General features: G+C 49.1%; 11 protein-coding genes. All 11 read left to right on the forward strand.

The window, feature by feature from the left end; translation table 11 throughout:
* The first annotated feature begins 78 nt into the window (after positions 1 to 78).
* The 11 genes from BM613_RS09075 (at position 79) to pknB (ending at position 14031) form a co-directional block, all read left to right on the forward strand.
* On the forward strand, positions 79 to 2763 hold the full coding sequence (locus BM613_RS09075) for a calcium-translocating P-type ATPase, SERCA-type (RefSeq protein ID WP_109430902.1): 2685 nt from the start codon (positions 79 to 81) through the stop codon (positions 2761 to 2763).
* Between the two features lie 71 nt (positions 2764 to 2834).
* On the forward strand, positions 2835 to 3728 hold the full coding sequence (locus BM613_RS09080) for a YicC/YloC family endoribonuclease (RefSeq protein WP_109430860.1): 894 nt from the start codon (positions 2835 to 2837) through the stop codon (positions 3726 to 3728).
* 41 nt (positions 3729 to 3769) lie between these two features.
* Positions 3770 to 4045: an extracellular matrix/biofilm regulator RemA gene (remA, locus tag BM613_RS09085; RefSeq protein ID WP_109430861.1), complete on the forward strand. Its 276-nt coding sequence runs from the start codon at positions 3770 to 3772 to the stop codon at positions 4043 to 4045.
* 9 nt (positions 4046 to 4054) lie between these two features.
* Positions 4055 to 4264, forward strand: a complete 210-nt coding sequence (gene rpoZ / locus BM613_RS09090) for a DNA-directed RNA polymerase subunit omega (protein WP_109430862.1) — start codon at positions 4055 to 4057, stop codon at positions 4262 to 4264.
* Positions 4264 to 5508: a bifunctional phosphopantothenoylcysteine decarboxylase/phosphopantothenate--cysteine ligase CoaBC gene (gene coaBC / locus BM613_RS09095; RefSeq protein ID WP_109430863.1), complete on the forward strand. Its 1245-nt coding sequence runs from the start codon at positions 4264 to 4266 to the stop codon at positions 5506 to 5508. Before rpoZ ends, coaBC begins: the two co-directional genes overlap by 1 nt.
* Complete coding sequence (gene priA / locus BM613_RS09100; protein WP_109430864.1) at positions 5505 to 7721, forward strand: replication restart helicase PriA; 2217 nt, start codon at positions 5505 to 5507, stop codon at positions 7719 to 7721. The genes coaBC and priA overlap by 4 nt, the downstream gene beginning before the upstream one ends.
* A 70-nt stretch (positions 7722 to 7791) precedes the next feature.
* Positions 7792 to 8745: a methionyl-tRNA formyltransferase gene (gene fmt, locus BM613_RS09105; protein WP_245926326.1), complete on the forward strand. Its 954-nt coding sequence runs from the start codon at positions 7792 to 7794 to the stop codon at positions 8743 to 8745.
* Positions 8730 to 10115, forward strand: coding sequence for a 16S rRNA (cytosine(967)-C(5))-methyltransferase RsmB (gene rsmB, locus BM613_RS09110; protein ID WP_181363007.1), 1386 nt, complete (start codon positions 8730 to 8732; stop codon positions 10113 to 10115). Before fmt ends, rsmB begins: the two co-directional genes overlap by 16 nt.
* A gap of 44 nt (positions 10116 to 10159) precedes the next feature.
* A complete protein-coding gene (rlmN, locus tag BM613_RS09115; RefSeq protein ID WP_109430866.1) occupies positions 10160 to 11209 on the forward strand; it encodes a dual-specificity RNA methyltransferase RlmN in 1050 nt (349 codons plus the stop codon).
* A gap of 12 nt (positions 11210 to 11221) precedes the next feature.
* Entirely contained in the window at positions 11222 to 11971 is a 750-nt protein-coding gene (locus BM613_RS09120) for a Stp1/IreP family PP2C-type Ser/Thr phosphatase (RefSeq protein WP_109430867.1), read from the forward strand.
* Positions 11968 to 14031: a Stk1 family PASTA domain-containing Ser/Thr kinase gene (gene pknB / locus BM613_RS09125; protein ID WP_109430868.1), complete on the forward strand. Its 2064-nt coding sequence runs from the start codon at positions 11968 to 11970 to the stop codon at positions 14029 to 14031. Before BM613_RS09120 ends, pknB begins: the two co-directional genes overlap by 4 nt.
* The last annotated feature ends 5 nt before the right edge of the window (positions 14032 to 14036 follow it).

A 14036-nucleotide genomic window follows, 5' to 3' on the forward strand; every position in this document is an offset into this window, starting at 1 on the left:
CTGGCGGTACTGTTTGTCCGCATTCGCGCATAGGAAGTAGTAATAGCGCAAAATGTGTAAGGATGGTGCATTCGCTTGATGCATGCCGAATTGTGGCACACCAAATCGATAGATGAGGTATTCATCACTTTAGATGGACGAAGGGAAGGTTTGACGGAGGCGGAGGCGCAAGAACGGCGTCTAGTTTATGGAGACAATCAATTGCAAGAACGTGCGCGCGTTTCACTGATTAGCACGTTTTTTGATCAGTTTCGCAATTTTATGGTGATTGTCCTGTTGATTGCCACTTTAATTTCTGGTTTGCTAGGAGAATTTACAGATGCGATTACGATTATTGTAATTATAGTCGCAAATGCAATTTTAGGTTTTTTTCAGCAAGTGCGCGCAGAGCGTTCACTTGCCTCTTTAAAAGAATTGACCGCACCGACAGCCAAAGTTTTGCGTTCGCAAGAGTGGCGAGAAGTGCTTGCGCGCGAACTCGTTCCGGGCGATATTATTGGCATTGAGGCGGGCGATCGAATTCCAGCTGATGCACGACTTTTGAGTGCTGAAGAACTGGAGACTGTAGAGTCTTCATTGACTGGGGAATCACTCCCAGTCAGTAAGCAGGTGACACCTGTAAATGATCCAGAAGCCCCACTTGGCGATCGCTTCAATATGTTGTATATGGGGACGGTGGCAACACGTGGGGTGGGTCAGGCGATCATCGTAGAGACGGGCATGTCTACGGAGATGGGAAAGATCGCGGATCTCATCCAATCGAGTGAAGAGGGGATGACACCGCTTGAGCAACGCTTAAATCAACTTGGGCATGTACTTGTCTACGTTTCACTGGCGATTACAGTCATTGTTGTAATTGCTGGTGTATTTCATGGGCATGAATTATATGAGATGTTTCTCGCGGGTGTCAGTTTAGCTGTAGCTGCCATACCCGAAGGATTGCCGGCAATTGTGACGATTGCTTTGGCGCTTGGTGTTCAGCGAATGATCAAACGCAACGCCATCGTGCGCAAACTGCCATCCGTTGAGACACTCGGCTGTGCGACAGTTATTTGTTCCGATAAGACAGGGACATTGACGCAAAATGAAATGACGGTAAAAGAAATATACGTTGATGGACAGACGATCGAAGTCGAGGGCGATGGGTATGAAGCAAAAGGTCAACTACTTTTGCGTGGGAAACCCCTTGCTATATTGCCGCCGAATCTAAAAAAGTTGATTGATATCGGGTTAACATGCAATCATGCACATTTGGTCACTGAGTCAGATAAACAAATCGTTTTAGGTGATCCAACGGAAGCTGCACTTTTGGTGTTGGCACAAAAGGCACAGCAGACTACACCTGCAGAACGAGTAAAGGAGTTTCCCTTTGATTCTACGCGCAAGCGGATGACCGTGCTTATTAAAAACAAGGACGGAGGGTACACCGCGTTTGTGAAGGGTGCACCAGATCTGCTTTTGAGTCAGTGTGCGTTTATACAGTCTGGAATCGAAGTCAGTCGATTAAATGAACAAAAGCGCCAAGAAGTGCTGCAAGCACTTACTCATATGGCTGGGCGCGCAATGCGGACGCTAGGTTTTGCGTATCGCAACTTTCAAGCGCTGCCGCTGTCTGTGGAAGCCGCGGAGCGCGATCTGATTTTTATCGGAGTCGTTGGGATGATTGACCCGCCTCGCCAGTCTGTACCAGAGGCGATTCAGACATGTAAACGTGCGGGGATCCGCACAGTGATGGTCACGGGTGACCATCAGCTGACGGCGGAAGCGATCGCGCGCAATCTCGGACTCTTACCGCGCCATGGTCTCGTGATGACGGGTACAGAACTCGATCGTCTGAGTGATCGCGCGTTAGAAGATAAAGTGGACGATGTGTATGTATTTGCACGTGTATCGCCTTTACATAAATTGCGAATCGTAAAGGCTTTACAGAAAAACGGACATGTCGTTGCAATGACTGGAGATGGCGTCAATGATGCGCCTGCAATTAAAGCGTCTGATATTGGGATTGCTATGGGGAAATCGGGAACTGATGTGGCGAAGGATGCATCGGCGCTCATTTTAGCTGATGATCATTTTGCTACAATTGCAGCCGCAATTGAAGAGGGACGTGCGATTTATGATAATATAAGGAAATTTATTCGCTATCTCCTAACGTCTAATGTAGGGGAAATGATCACAATGTTTCTTGCTATGGTTGGCGGTCTTCCATTGCCTTTATTGCCCATCCAAATTTTGTGGGTTAATTTAGTAACTGATGGTCTGCCAGCGATTGCTCTTGGGCTTGACGCCCCTGAGGCGGGCAGCATGGAACGACCGCCACGAAGTGTACGCGAAGGGATCTTTGCACGTGGCTTGGGACGCAAAATTATTGTCCGGGGATTTTTAATCGGCGTGATGACGCTTCTCGTTTTCTATGGGGCACTTTCACTGTATCACACGAGTTTACAAACTGCACAGACAATGGCGTTTGCTACACTCGTAATCGCCCAGTTGATCCATGTATTTGCCTGCCATAGCGGAGATGATAGTAAGTTTTATCTTCATCTTTTTGAAAACTGGTGGCTTGTCGGGGCAGTCGCGAGTTCCCTTGTCTTACTTCTCATCGTGATTTATGTTCCGTCATTACAAAGTATCTTTCACACAGTTCAATTACCGCTTGGCGCGTGGTTGGCAATTGTCGTGGCAGCCCTTGTCCCTAGTCTTGCTTTGTCATTGCGCAAAAAAACCTTCTCATCGCGCAGTTTGGCGCCGCGCGTACGGTAAAGGCCGTTTTTCCTGCTCTTGTCATGTAGAACTGCCCTGCGCTACAATACAAGTGCCGGAAACTCGGAGGGATGTATCTGATTGTCAGTATGACAGGGTATGGTCGTGCGCAGACTGCGCTACCGACTCATAAATTGCTAGTTGAGATGCGGTCTGTCAATCACCGCTTTGCCGAAGTCGTAGTTCGCCTGCCGCGTGAATGGATGGAGCTTGAAGAACGCGTACGCAAGCTGGTGCAAGCAGAGATTGCCCGGGGTCGCGTAGAGGTTTATATTACGGTGACGACATCTGCTGCAGCAAATGCAATCGGAGTGGAAGTTGATCGTGATTTATTGGCGCGGGCGTTGCGTTTGATTCACGAGGTGAGTGTTGCAAGTGAAGTAGACTTTGAACCGCCGAGCATCGGTGATTTACTCGCAATTCCAGGACTCTTTCGGACGCGGGAAGACGATCTTTTGTCCGTCCAAGAAGTTGAGGAGCCGCTGTTTGCGACTGTCAAAACGGCTCTTTCGCAACTGCTCGGGATTCGTCAAGCGGAAGGGAAGCATTTGACACAACACTTAGAGCAACGATTGCAGGAGCTTTCGCGTGTAGTCTTGTTGATGGAGCAAAGAGCGCCGCAAACGGTTCAATTGCTGCGCGATAAATTGCTGGAGCGATTGCGACAGTTGCTGCAGGGTGAAGTAGATGCTACGCGGGTAGCTCTTGAAGTAGCGATTGCGGCGGAGCGCACTTCTGTTGAAGAAGAAATTGAACGGCTAAAAAGTCATATCATGCAGTTTCGTAAGCTGGTTGAGAGCCAAGAACTTGCGGTGGGGCGTCGTCTCGATTTTTTATTGCAGGAAATGAATCGGGAAGTGAACACGATCGGGTCAAAATGTGCTGATCTCGCGATGACTGATGCTGTTTTGCTCGCAAAACACGGGATTGAGCAGATGCGCGAGCAAGTGCAAAATGCCGAGTAGTACAGCTTGGCTGTTTGGCGCCCGCATGAGGGGGAGAAGCTGTGAGTGTACGCTTGATCAATATCGGGTTTGGCAGTATTGTTTCAGCAAACCGCATCATCTCGATTGTTGGCCCGGAATCGGCGCCAGTGAAACGACTGATTCAAGATGCAAAAGATCGAGGCAAATTGATTGATGCAACTTATGGACGGCGAACGCGTGCGGTGATTATCTGCGACAGTGAACATGTCATCTTGTGTGCCGTACAGCCGGAGACAGTGGCTAATCGCTTGTCTAATCAGTCCAAAGACACCCCATCAGATGAAGAAGAGGAGTAGGTACATTCGATGATTCTCTATCCGTCTATTGATAAGTTGATTGAACTTGTTGACAGTAAGTATACGCTTGTGATTGCGTCTTCAAAACGCGCACGAATGCTACAAGAGGGCGCACGACCACACGCCACAGCAAAGTCGGGAAAATTTGTGAGTGTCGCGTTGCGTGAATTAGAAAATCAATCGATTACGTATATTCGAACGCGAGAAGGCATCAAGTAATGGAAGGAAAACGTATTGTCCTTGGGATTACAGGAGGAATCGCCGCTTATAAAGCGGCGATTTTGGCAAGTGCGCTCACAAAGCGTGGGGCGCAAGTGACAACCGTGATGACTCGCGGGGCCACCCAATTTATCACGCCGCTCACGCTGCAGAGTCTGACTCGTCAACCAGTGTATGTGGATGTATTTGAAGAGCGAAATCCAGCTCGAATTACTCACATCGAACTCGCGGATGAAGCGGATGTCATCGTCGTAGCACCTGCTACGGCAGATGCGATTGCGCGCATTGCACATGGTTTTGGCGATGACATGCTCACGGCGTTATTGCTCGCAACGCGCGCCCCTGTGGTTGTTGCTCCAGCGATGAATGTGCATATGTACGAAAATCGCATTGTGAAGAAAAATATCGAACTGCTCGTGGAAGCTGGCTACAAGATTGCAGAGCCTGGTGTTGGCCCCCTTGCGTGTGGATATAACGGCAAAGGACGATTAATGGAACCCGATGAACTCTTAGAATATATTGAGATGGTGCTCACGGACAAGCCTTTGCTTGGGGAACACGTGCTTGTCACGGCTGGTCCTACACGCGAACGCATTGATCCTGTACGCTATCTGACAAATGATTCGACAGGGACAATGGGATACGCACTCGCGCAAATGGCATGGCGGATGGGGGCGCAGGTCACTCTGATCTCAGGTCCGGTTGACAAGCCGCCACTCATGGGAGTAGAACGCATATTTGTCACGTCTGCAGCGGAAATGTACAATGCTGTGATGAGTCACTTGCCCATGTCTACAATCGTCATCAAGGCAGCGGCAGTTGCTGATTACCGACCTGAGTTCGAATCCGACAAAAAACTAAAAAAGCAAGATGATGCGCTTTTGCATTTGACACTTGCACAGAACCCAGACATTTTAAAAGCGATCAAAGAGCGGCGAAATGCTGCTTGCTTTGTTGTCGGATTTGCTGCTGAGACACATAATCCGGATTATTATGCACGAAAAAAACTGGAGGAAAAAGGACTGGATTTGCTCGTTTTAAATGATGTGCTGGAGCCGGGTGCGGGTTTTGGCACAACGACAAATCGAGTGTCGCTCTATTACCCGGATGGATCTGTGCAACAGCTCCCACTTGCTCCGAAACTGGATGTTGCGCGAGACATTTTACTTGCTATAGCAGAGCAAAAAAAGGGGAAGGTAATACGAAATAGGGAGCATTCACAATCAGAGGATGCATCTTTATGATTGCCAAAGTCGCGATAGAACTGCGCGCAAAGCCAGTGGATCGGCTATATGATTACCTGATTCCAGAAGAATTGCAAGTACAAGTTGGCGATTGTGTTGAAGTGCCGTTTGGAACTCGTGTAGTCACTGGCTACATACTGGCATTAGAAAGTGAGAAGCAGGCTGCGCAGCGTGAGTTGCGCCCTCTATTACGTTTGATGACAGATCAGACGCCCTCGCTGGAACCTGAGATGATCGAGATGATGCGTTTTCTTAAAGATCGTTACTTGTGTACGTGGGGTGCCGCACTACAGACAATCTTACCACCTGTTACGCGGGTGAAAACGTCTGCGCGCTATGTTTTAGGAGAGTTTGCAACAGAAGCAGAACTTGGCGTAGCACTTGTTGCGTATTTAAAACGTTATAAGGGAGCTACAAAAAAGACACTTGTAGATCAGTTTGCGATTAATAAACGACAGCTTGACACATGGTTGCAACAAAATGTGTTGCGCTTAGACGTTTCCCATCGCTCGCGGCTGGGAAAACGCCGTGTCATTGCTGAAGGCAAGCAGGGAGAGCAAGCATTTGAACTCGAAGTGCCACTGGCATTATCTCTGGCACAAGAGATTGCATACCGCGAGGTGTGCAAAGCGCTTGATCAACAGGTGTCTCAAACGTTTGTCTTGCATGGTGTTACAGGAAGCGGGAAGACAGAAGTCTACTTACAAGCGATCGAGTATGCGCTTCGAGCAGGGAAAACAGCGATGATGCTCGTTCCAGAAATTGCGCTCACAACCCAGATGATGGCGCGTTTTCAAAGGCGGTTTGGCGCGCGCGTAGCCGTTTTACACAGCCGCCTGACAGATCGCGAGAAGTACGAAGAGTGGTATCGCATCTTACGGCAAGAAGCAGATGTTGTCGTGGGAGCGCGTTCAGCAATCTTTGCACCGCTGCGTAAAATAGGATTGATTGTGATTGACGAAGAGCATGAGCAGACATATAAACAAGAAACGGAACCGCGCTATGTCGTTCGAGAAGTCGCCGAGTGGCGTGCAAAATATCACCAAGCTGTCGTCATCCTCGGCAGTGCAACCCCTTCTTTAGAAACTATGTACCGCGTAGAGCGCGGGCGTTATACACTGCTCTCGCTACCACAGCGCATCGGAGAGCGCGCCTTGGCAGATGTGCAAATCGTCGATATGCGCGAAGAGTTTCGAAAAGGACATCACTCGCTGTTTAGTCAAGCATTGACTCATGCTTTGCAGGAAGTTTTAGCAAAAGGAGAGCAAGCAATTTTATTTTTGAATCGCCGCGGATATACGACGATTCTTTTGTGTCGTGATTGTGGTGAGGCAGCGACCTGTCCGGATTGTGATATTTCACTCACATTGCATAAAGTAGGGGGATCGTCGCTGTTGCGCTGTCATTTTTGCGGGCATACAGAGCCCCTGCGCGAAGTGTGTGCGAGTTGCGGGAGTGAACGGATCAGGCAATTTGGCGCAGGAACACAAAAAATTGAGCAAGCTCTATTCGAGCAATTTCCTGGTATTCGCGTGATTCGGATGGATGTGGATACGACGGGGAAAAAGGGTGCCCATGAACAGATGCTAGGCGAGTTTGAACGCAATGAAGCGGACGTGCTCTTAGGCACACAGATGATTGCAAAGGGGCTGGATTTCGCTCGTGTTACACTTGTCGGCGTTGTTGCCGCCGACATTTCTTTGCATCTCCCAGATTTTCGTTCTGCAGAGCGCACGTTCCAATTGCTTGTACAGGTGGGGGGGAGAGCGGGACGCCATGAAATGCCAGGTCGGATGATTGTTCAGACGTTCTCTCCTGAGCACTACGCAATTTGCGCAGCGAAAAAACAAGATTATGACCAGTTTTATCAAACCGAGATGGCTGTGCGTAAGGCCATGCAATATCCACCTTATACAGAAATCACCCAATTTTTAATTGCACACGCGTCCGAGCAGGTAGCGTATAACATCGCATATTTACTTTACGAAGAGTTGCAAAATGAACTTTTTGGGCGCAATGAAGTGCGTATCTTAGCGGCCGTTCCGGCCTCGATTCCGCGCTTGCGCGGAGTGTATCGCTACCAAGTGATGGTACTCTACACTTCATTTGCGCGTGTCAAAGAAGCCATTACACGTGTTTATCGCAAGATGCTTGCCAAGGCTAAATCAGGCGTCGTGATTACTGTAGATGTGAATGCGCAAATGTTATTTTAGTAGAGGCGTGACATGATCGCGTGTGCTTTACAATGCGTGTCAGACAGACAGCGCAGATGGAGGTTTCAGCGTGCAGAGTGATAAACCGAGGATTCTATTTATGGGGACGCCGCAGTTTGCGGTCCCGATTTTGTTAGCACTTTTAGAACATCAGTATCCTGTGGCAGGGGTTGTGACACAACCTGATCGACCTGTTGGACGCAAGCGCATGTTAACTCCGCCGCCCATAAAGGTAGCGGCTCTTGCGCACGGTCTCGCTGTTTTCCAACCGGAGCGCATCCGTCGTTCCGAATCACTTGAGGTGATTGCAAAGTGGCAGCCAGAGATGATTGTTACTGTGGCGTACGGTCAAATCTTACCCCCTGACTTACTGGCGAGTGTCCCACTTCAAGCTCTAAATGTGCATGCTTCCCTCCTGCCTAAATACAGGGGCGCCGCACCGATACAGTGGGCACTAATGAATGGGGAAAGGGAAACTGGCATCACACTTATGACGATGGTCAAAGAGCTAGATGCAGGTCCGATGTGGGCATCGGTTGCTGTGCCAATGCATCCAGATATGACGTATGGTGAGTTACATGACGAACTTTCGCATCAAGGTGCCACCCTGCTTATCAACACTTTGCCTCGCATCTTGCGCGGTGAATTGATTGCGCAGCCTCAAGATGAGGCAAGTGCCACCTATGCGCCAATGCTCGCACGTGCAGATGAGCAAGTCGACTTTGCGCAGTCATCTTATGAAGTGTACAATCACATCCGCGCTTTTTCACCTGCACCAGGAGTTTTTACCTATCTGAATGACAAGTTATTCAAAATCATGCGCGCGCAGGCACTCCATGATTGGCGTGGTTCGGCGTATCCAGGGGAAATTGTTGGCGCTGATCAAGAGGGCCTGCTCATCGCCTGTCAACAAGGCGCTATTCGTGCGCTTGAAGTCCAGTTAGAGGGCAAAAAGGTGCAACCGGCAGGCGAGTTTGTGCGTGGTCTGCGCTCAATCGCTGGGTTGCGGTGCTTCAAGCGATGAGCGGGCGGATCGCAAAGGCACGGCTTATGGCGTATGATGTGCTGTGGGCGATTGCAAAGCAAGGTGCGTATGCCCATGTAATTTTGCATGAGGTTTTGGATCGTGAACACCCTACTCCAAACGATGCAGCACTTGCTAGTGAAATTGTGTATGGCGTGTTAACCTGGCAGCGTTTGCTCGATCACGAGATCGCTTTACACAGTAAAGTCGCAGTACAAAAGATGGATTTCCAAGTGCTCGTAATTTTGCGGATGAGTCTCTATCAATTGCGCTTTTTTTCGCGCGTTCCATCTTATGCGATCTTGTCAGATGCTGTAGAACTGACAAAGCAAGTGGCCTTTCGTGCAAGTGGCTTTGTGAATGGGGTTTTGCGATCTGCCACACGGACACCGCACAAGGAGAGCGCAGCAAAAGAGGGAGATTGTACACAGTTGGCTCAAAAGCAGCGAGGAGTCTATCTCTCTTTTCCTGATTGGCTCGTCGATCATTTTACGCGTCAGTTTTGCGACGAGACGGCTTGTGAGATCATGGAAGCGTTAAATCAAAAAGTTGCCCGTACTGCGCGTGTTAATACAACTCGCTATACTCCATCTGAAGTGATTCAGGCCTTGCAGGAGGAGGGTGTTTTAGCGCAACGATCTCCTGTTTCTCCTTATGGCATACGCCTGCCTGCCAAAGTAAATCCAACCGCACTTGCCGCGTATAAAGAGGGGATGTATACCTTACAAGGGGAAAGTTCAATGCTCGTTGCACCGCTATTTGGGGATATGCGGGGAAAGCGCGTTCTCGATGCATGTGCAGCACCAGGTGGAAAAGCGTTACACATCGCTGAACTTGCACACGATCAAGCAGAAGTGGTTGCCGTGGATCTTCATCCACATCGCGTGCAAACGATTTTGCAGCAAGCAAAGCGGCTGCATCTTTCATCTATACAAGCATTTGCTAGCGATGCGCGCGCGATTGCGATCTCAGGATCATTTGACGCAATTTTGCTTGATGCGCCTTGTTCCGGACTTGGCACGATTGCTCGTAAACCAGACATTAAGTGGCGTGTGCTGCCAAGTGATATCGAGCAACTTGCCGAGTTGCAATCGCAACTACTCGATGCCTTGGCACAGCGAGTGCAAATCGGCGGTTTATTGATATATACTACATGTACATTGTCAGCACGTGAAAATGAGCTGCAGATTCGTGAGTTTTTACGCCGTCATTCAAATTTTCAATTAGAACCGCTACACTTTGAGCTTGTTTCTGATACGCTTTGCCAGATCATGCAAGCGAAGCCTCTTGAAGCAGGAATGGCGTATCTGCTTCCACAGGAATTGGGTACTGATGGATTTTTCTTTGCAAAGATGAGACGCGTTGATTGATTCAGTAAGAGAAAAAGAGCTAGCAGTTGTCTGGCAAAGGAGGAATGGAGTTGACGCGCTCTTTATATGGTATGACTTTGACGGAACTTGAAGAGTGGTTAAAGTCCCAAGGTCAACCTAAATATCGCGCGGTGCAGATTTATAAATGGCTCTATCAAAAGCGCGTCGAACGCGTGGAGCAAATGACCGATTTACCAAAGGCGCTGCGCGATCGTCTTGAAGAGTCGACTGTGCTTTTGACACTGCAAGAAGTGACACGTCAAGTGGCAAAAGATGGAACAATTAAGTTTTTATTTGCTTTGCAAGATGGATCTACGATTGAGACAGTCATCATGCGGCACGATTATGGGAACAGCGTGTGCGTTTCAACGCAAGTAGGATGTAAGATGGGGTGCAAATTTTGCGCGTCAACGCTAGGTGGATTGATTCGCAATCTTGAAGCGAGTGAGATCGTGGAACAGGTCATGTGGTGTCAACGGTTATTAGATAAAACGCATGAGCGCGTCTCAAGTGTCGTTTTGATGGGTTCAGGTGAACCGCTTGACAATTATGATGCATCGATGAAATTTATTGACATTATCACGGAACCAGAAGGTTTGCGCATCGGGCAACGACATATTACGGTTTCCACAGTAGGATTAGTCCCTGCCATTTATCGCTTGGCTGATGAGAAACGCGGCATTACTCTAGCTATTTCTCTGCATGCGGGAGATGACGAGACGCGTCAACGCATGATGCCGGTAAACAAGGCGTACGATATCGAACAACTTTTAAATGCATGCCGTTACTATTTTGAACAGACGGGGCGGCGGTTGACGTTTGAATATGCGTTGATTCGCGACCATAATGACCATTTGGAAGATGCGCGCAAATTGGCTCATTTACTCCAATCTTTGCCGTGTCACGTCAATCTGATTCCAGTCAACTACGTTCCCGAACGAAACTTGACAAGGACTTCAAAAAACCAGATTCAGGCGTTTGTTCAAGAACTACAACATCTCGGCATCAACGCAACGATTCGTCGGGAAATGGGTGGCGACATCGCCGCTGCATGCGGACAGTTGCGCGCCGAGCATTCTCGGGAGAGAGTCTAGGGAGTGAGGGGCATGCAGTTTGCGGCAGCATCCCATGTGGGGCTTGTACGTAAAGTCAACCAAGATGGCTACTTAATTTTAAGCGAGCAGGGAAAAGATTACCTTGTTTGCGTCGCTGACGGAATGGGAGGTCACGTTGCGGGCGAAGTGGCAAGCGCACTTGCCTTGCAAACGATTCGTGAAGTGATGCAACAGGGAGTAGAAAATGATCAAGAGACGCGTTTGCAACAGGCAATTCTAAGTGCCAATCAAAGGGTGTATGAACAGTCTGTACAGACTGAAAAATATGCGGGTATGGGAACGACCATTGTGGCTGCGTTACTTGAACGAGAATCCATTTGGCTTGCTCACGTAGGCGATAGTCGGGCTTATTTATTGCGTGGTGACGGAGAACTAAGCCAGCTCACAGAAGACCATTCGCTCGTTAACGAACTTTTGCGACGTGGTCAAATTCAGCCGCAAGAGGCGATTCGCCACCCTCAGCGGCACTTGTTAACACGCGCACTTGGGACATTGCCTGACGTTGTTGTAGAGTGTCGCAACCTGGCTTGGACGACAGGCGACATGTTTTTCATTTGCTCAGACGGTCTTACGACACATGTCGCAGATGAACAGTTGCGCTCAATTTTAAGTACTGCTGAAGATTTGCAAGTGAAAGTAGATCAATTGATTCAAGCGGCGTTGGACAACGGTGGGCATGACAATGTCACAGTCGTCGCAGTGTTGCACGATGGCCGCCTAGAAGAGGAGGTTATGGGATGACCGGACGCACTCTTGGCGGTCGCTATCAAATTTTGGAGCGGATTGGTGGCGGCGGCATGGCGATTGTGTATCGCGGCATGGACGTTTTGCTGCGCCGTCCGGTCGCCATTAAGACCTTGCGCTCTGAATATGCGCTCGATATGGATTTTGTGCGCCGTTTTAAGCGAGAGGCACAGGCTGCGGCGAGTTTATCCCATCCAAGCGTCGTCAATATTTATGACGTAGGCCAAGATGGAGAGATTCACTATATTGTCATGGAATATGTAGATGGTAAAACGCTCAAACAGGTCATTGAGGAGCGGGCTCCTTTACCGGTAGAAGAGGCGGTTGAGATTGCTCGCCAAATTTGCGAAGCACTTGCACACGCGCATGACCACCATATTATTCATAGAGATGTAAAACCGCATAATATTTTAATCAGTAAGTCTGGTCGCGTAAAAGTAACGGACTTTGGCATTGCGCGGGCAATGTCAACCAATACGATTACACATAATAGTTCTACGGTTTTGGGATCTGTGCACTATTTTTCTCCTGAACAAGCACGTGGAGCGATTGCGGATGCGAAGTCGGATGTATATTCATTAGGAATTGTCCTATATGAGATGCTGACAGGGCGGTTGCCGTTTTCCGGAGAGACGCCAATTAGTATCGCTTTAAAACATCTGCAAGAACCTTTTGTTGAACCGCGGGCACTTTCACCTCGTATCCCACAAAGTGTGGAGAATATCGTGTTGCGCGCGTTGATGAAAGATCCGCGCGAGCGCTATCAATCAGTTCGCGCAATGGCGGATGATTTGGAGCGAGCCTTACTGTTACCTGATGTGCCCAAATTCATTTCGTCGGCACAGAGTTTTGATGACAGTCCCTCAATTCAGATTCCGATTATTGCTGCGGATCGAGCAATGAAGGAACCTTTCGATGAAGAAGCAATCGAAGAACCTGAAGCACCCCGTTCTTTAAAACGCAAAATTCTCGTAACGCTTGCCTGGATTTTTGGGTTTGGTGCGCTTGTCGCGCTCGCTGCAGTAGCAGCAATTTATATTGTGGTCACGTATTTACGCGTACCCATGGTACAAATGCCAAATGTTGTAGGTATGCCTTATTTGCAAGCGCGCAATGAACTCGTAGCGCATGGGTTCGACCCAGCGAAAATTCGCGAGGTGTTGGATACCAAATCGACTTCAAAAGTTGCACAAGGGGATGTGGAACGACAAAGTCCTACTTCAGGGATGGTACAAGCGAATCAGGAGATCACGCTTGTTGTCAAGGCAGGGACGGCACAGATTGCGATGCCGCAATTAGTCGGCTACTCCGAGAGTGAGGCGGAGCAACGCTTGCTTGATCTTGGTGTGCCAAGTGGTCATATCGTGATTCAAACCCAGGCGAGTTCTACGGTGCCGTCGAATCAAGTGATGTCTACGACGCCTGTTGCTGGAACGACGTTTGCAAGCAGCACGCAGCAGATTACGCTTGTAGTTAGTTCAGGGGCACAATCTGCAGCAGTACCGAATGTGCAAGGACAGTCTCTAAGCAGTGCCTCAAGCATGCTAAAAGCCGATGGTTTTTCAGTAGGACAAGTGACAAACGCCCCGTCTGCGACAGTACCTGCAGGACAAGTGATCAGTCAAACACCGCAACCCGGTCAACAAGCGGCGGCAGGATCGGCTGTTAATCTTGTTGTCAGCAGCGGCCAGCCAGCTGGTGCAACGGCTGTGACAGCGAATGTAAATGTCTCTCTCTCGCCCGGCACCTCGCTACCGGCAACAGTGAAGGTTGTCGTAAATGACGTGTTTGGTACGCGTACTGCCGTGGATACCTCACAATCGTCTGCGCAGGCAACTTATGCAGTCCAAGTGACGACAACACCTTCGCACCCTGCTCAGATCGACGTCTATGCAAATGGACAGTTAATCGGTAGTGATGTAGTAAATGGCAATACAGTCACAGCGAGTGGTGGCGGAGGGTCATCTGGCAACGCATCATCGACCACGCCGGCGAATACAGCACCGAGTTCTGGAAAGGGGGATAACGGAAATGGTTCCCCCCATTCTACGAGTTAAGGAGT

Origin of the sequence: Sulfoacidibacillus thermotolerans, from assembly GCF_003144315.1 — a bacterium.
GTDB lineage: Bacteria > Bacillota > Bacilli > Alicyclobacillales > SLC66 > Sulfoacidibacillus > Sulfoacidibacillus thermotolerans.

Bases quoted from the DNA above. Each gene is read 5' to 3' on its own strand.
- BM613_RS09120 (WP_109430867.1), top strand. From the start codon at position 11,222: ATGCAGTTTGCGGCAGCATCCCATGTGGGGCTTGTACGTAAAGTCAAC.
- priA (WP_109430864.1), top strand. From the start codon at position 5,505: ATGATTGCCAAAGTCGCGATAGAACTGCGCGCAAAGCCAGTGGATCGG.
- rlmN (WP_109430866.1), top strand. From the start codon at position 10,160: ATGGAGTTGACGCGCTCTTTATATGGTATGACTTTGACGGAACTTGAA.
- BM613_RS09075 (WP_109430902.1), top strand. From the start codon at position 79: ATGCATGCCGAATTGTGGCACACCAAATCGATAGATGAGGTATTCATC.
- coaBC (WP_109430863.1), top strand. From the start codon at position 4,264: ATGGAAGGAAAACGTATTGTCCTTGGGATTACAGGAGGAATCGCCGCT.
- rpoZ (WP_109430862.1), top strand. From the start codon at position 4,055: ATGATTCTCTATCCGTCTATTGATAAGTTGATTGAACTTGTTGACAGT.
- BM613_RS09080 (WP_109430860.1), top strand. From the start codon at position 2,835: ATGTATCTGATTGTCAGTATGACAGGGTATGGTCGTGCGCAGACTGCG.
- pknB (WP_109430868.1), top strand. From the start codon at position 11,968: ATGACCGGACGCACTCTTGGCGGTCGCTATCAAATTTTGGAGCGGATT.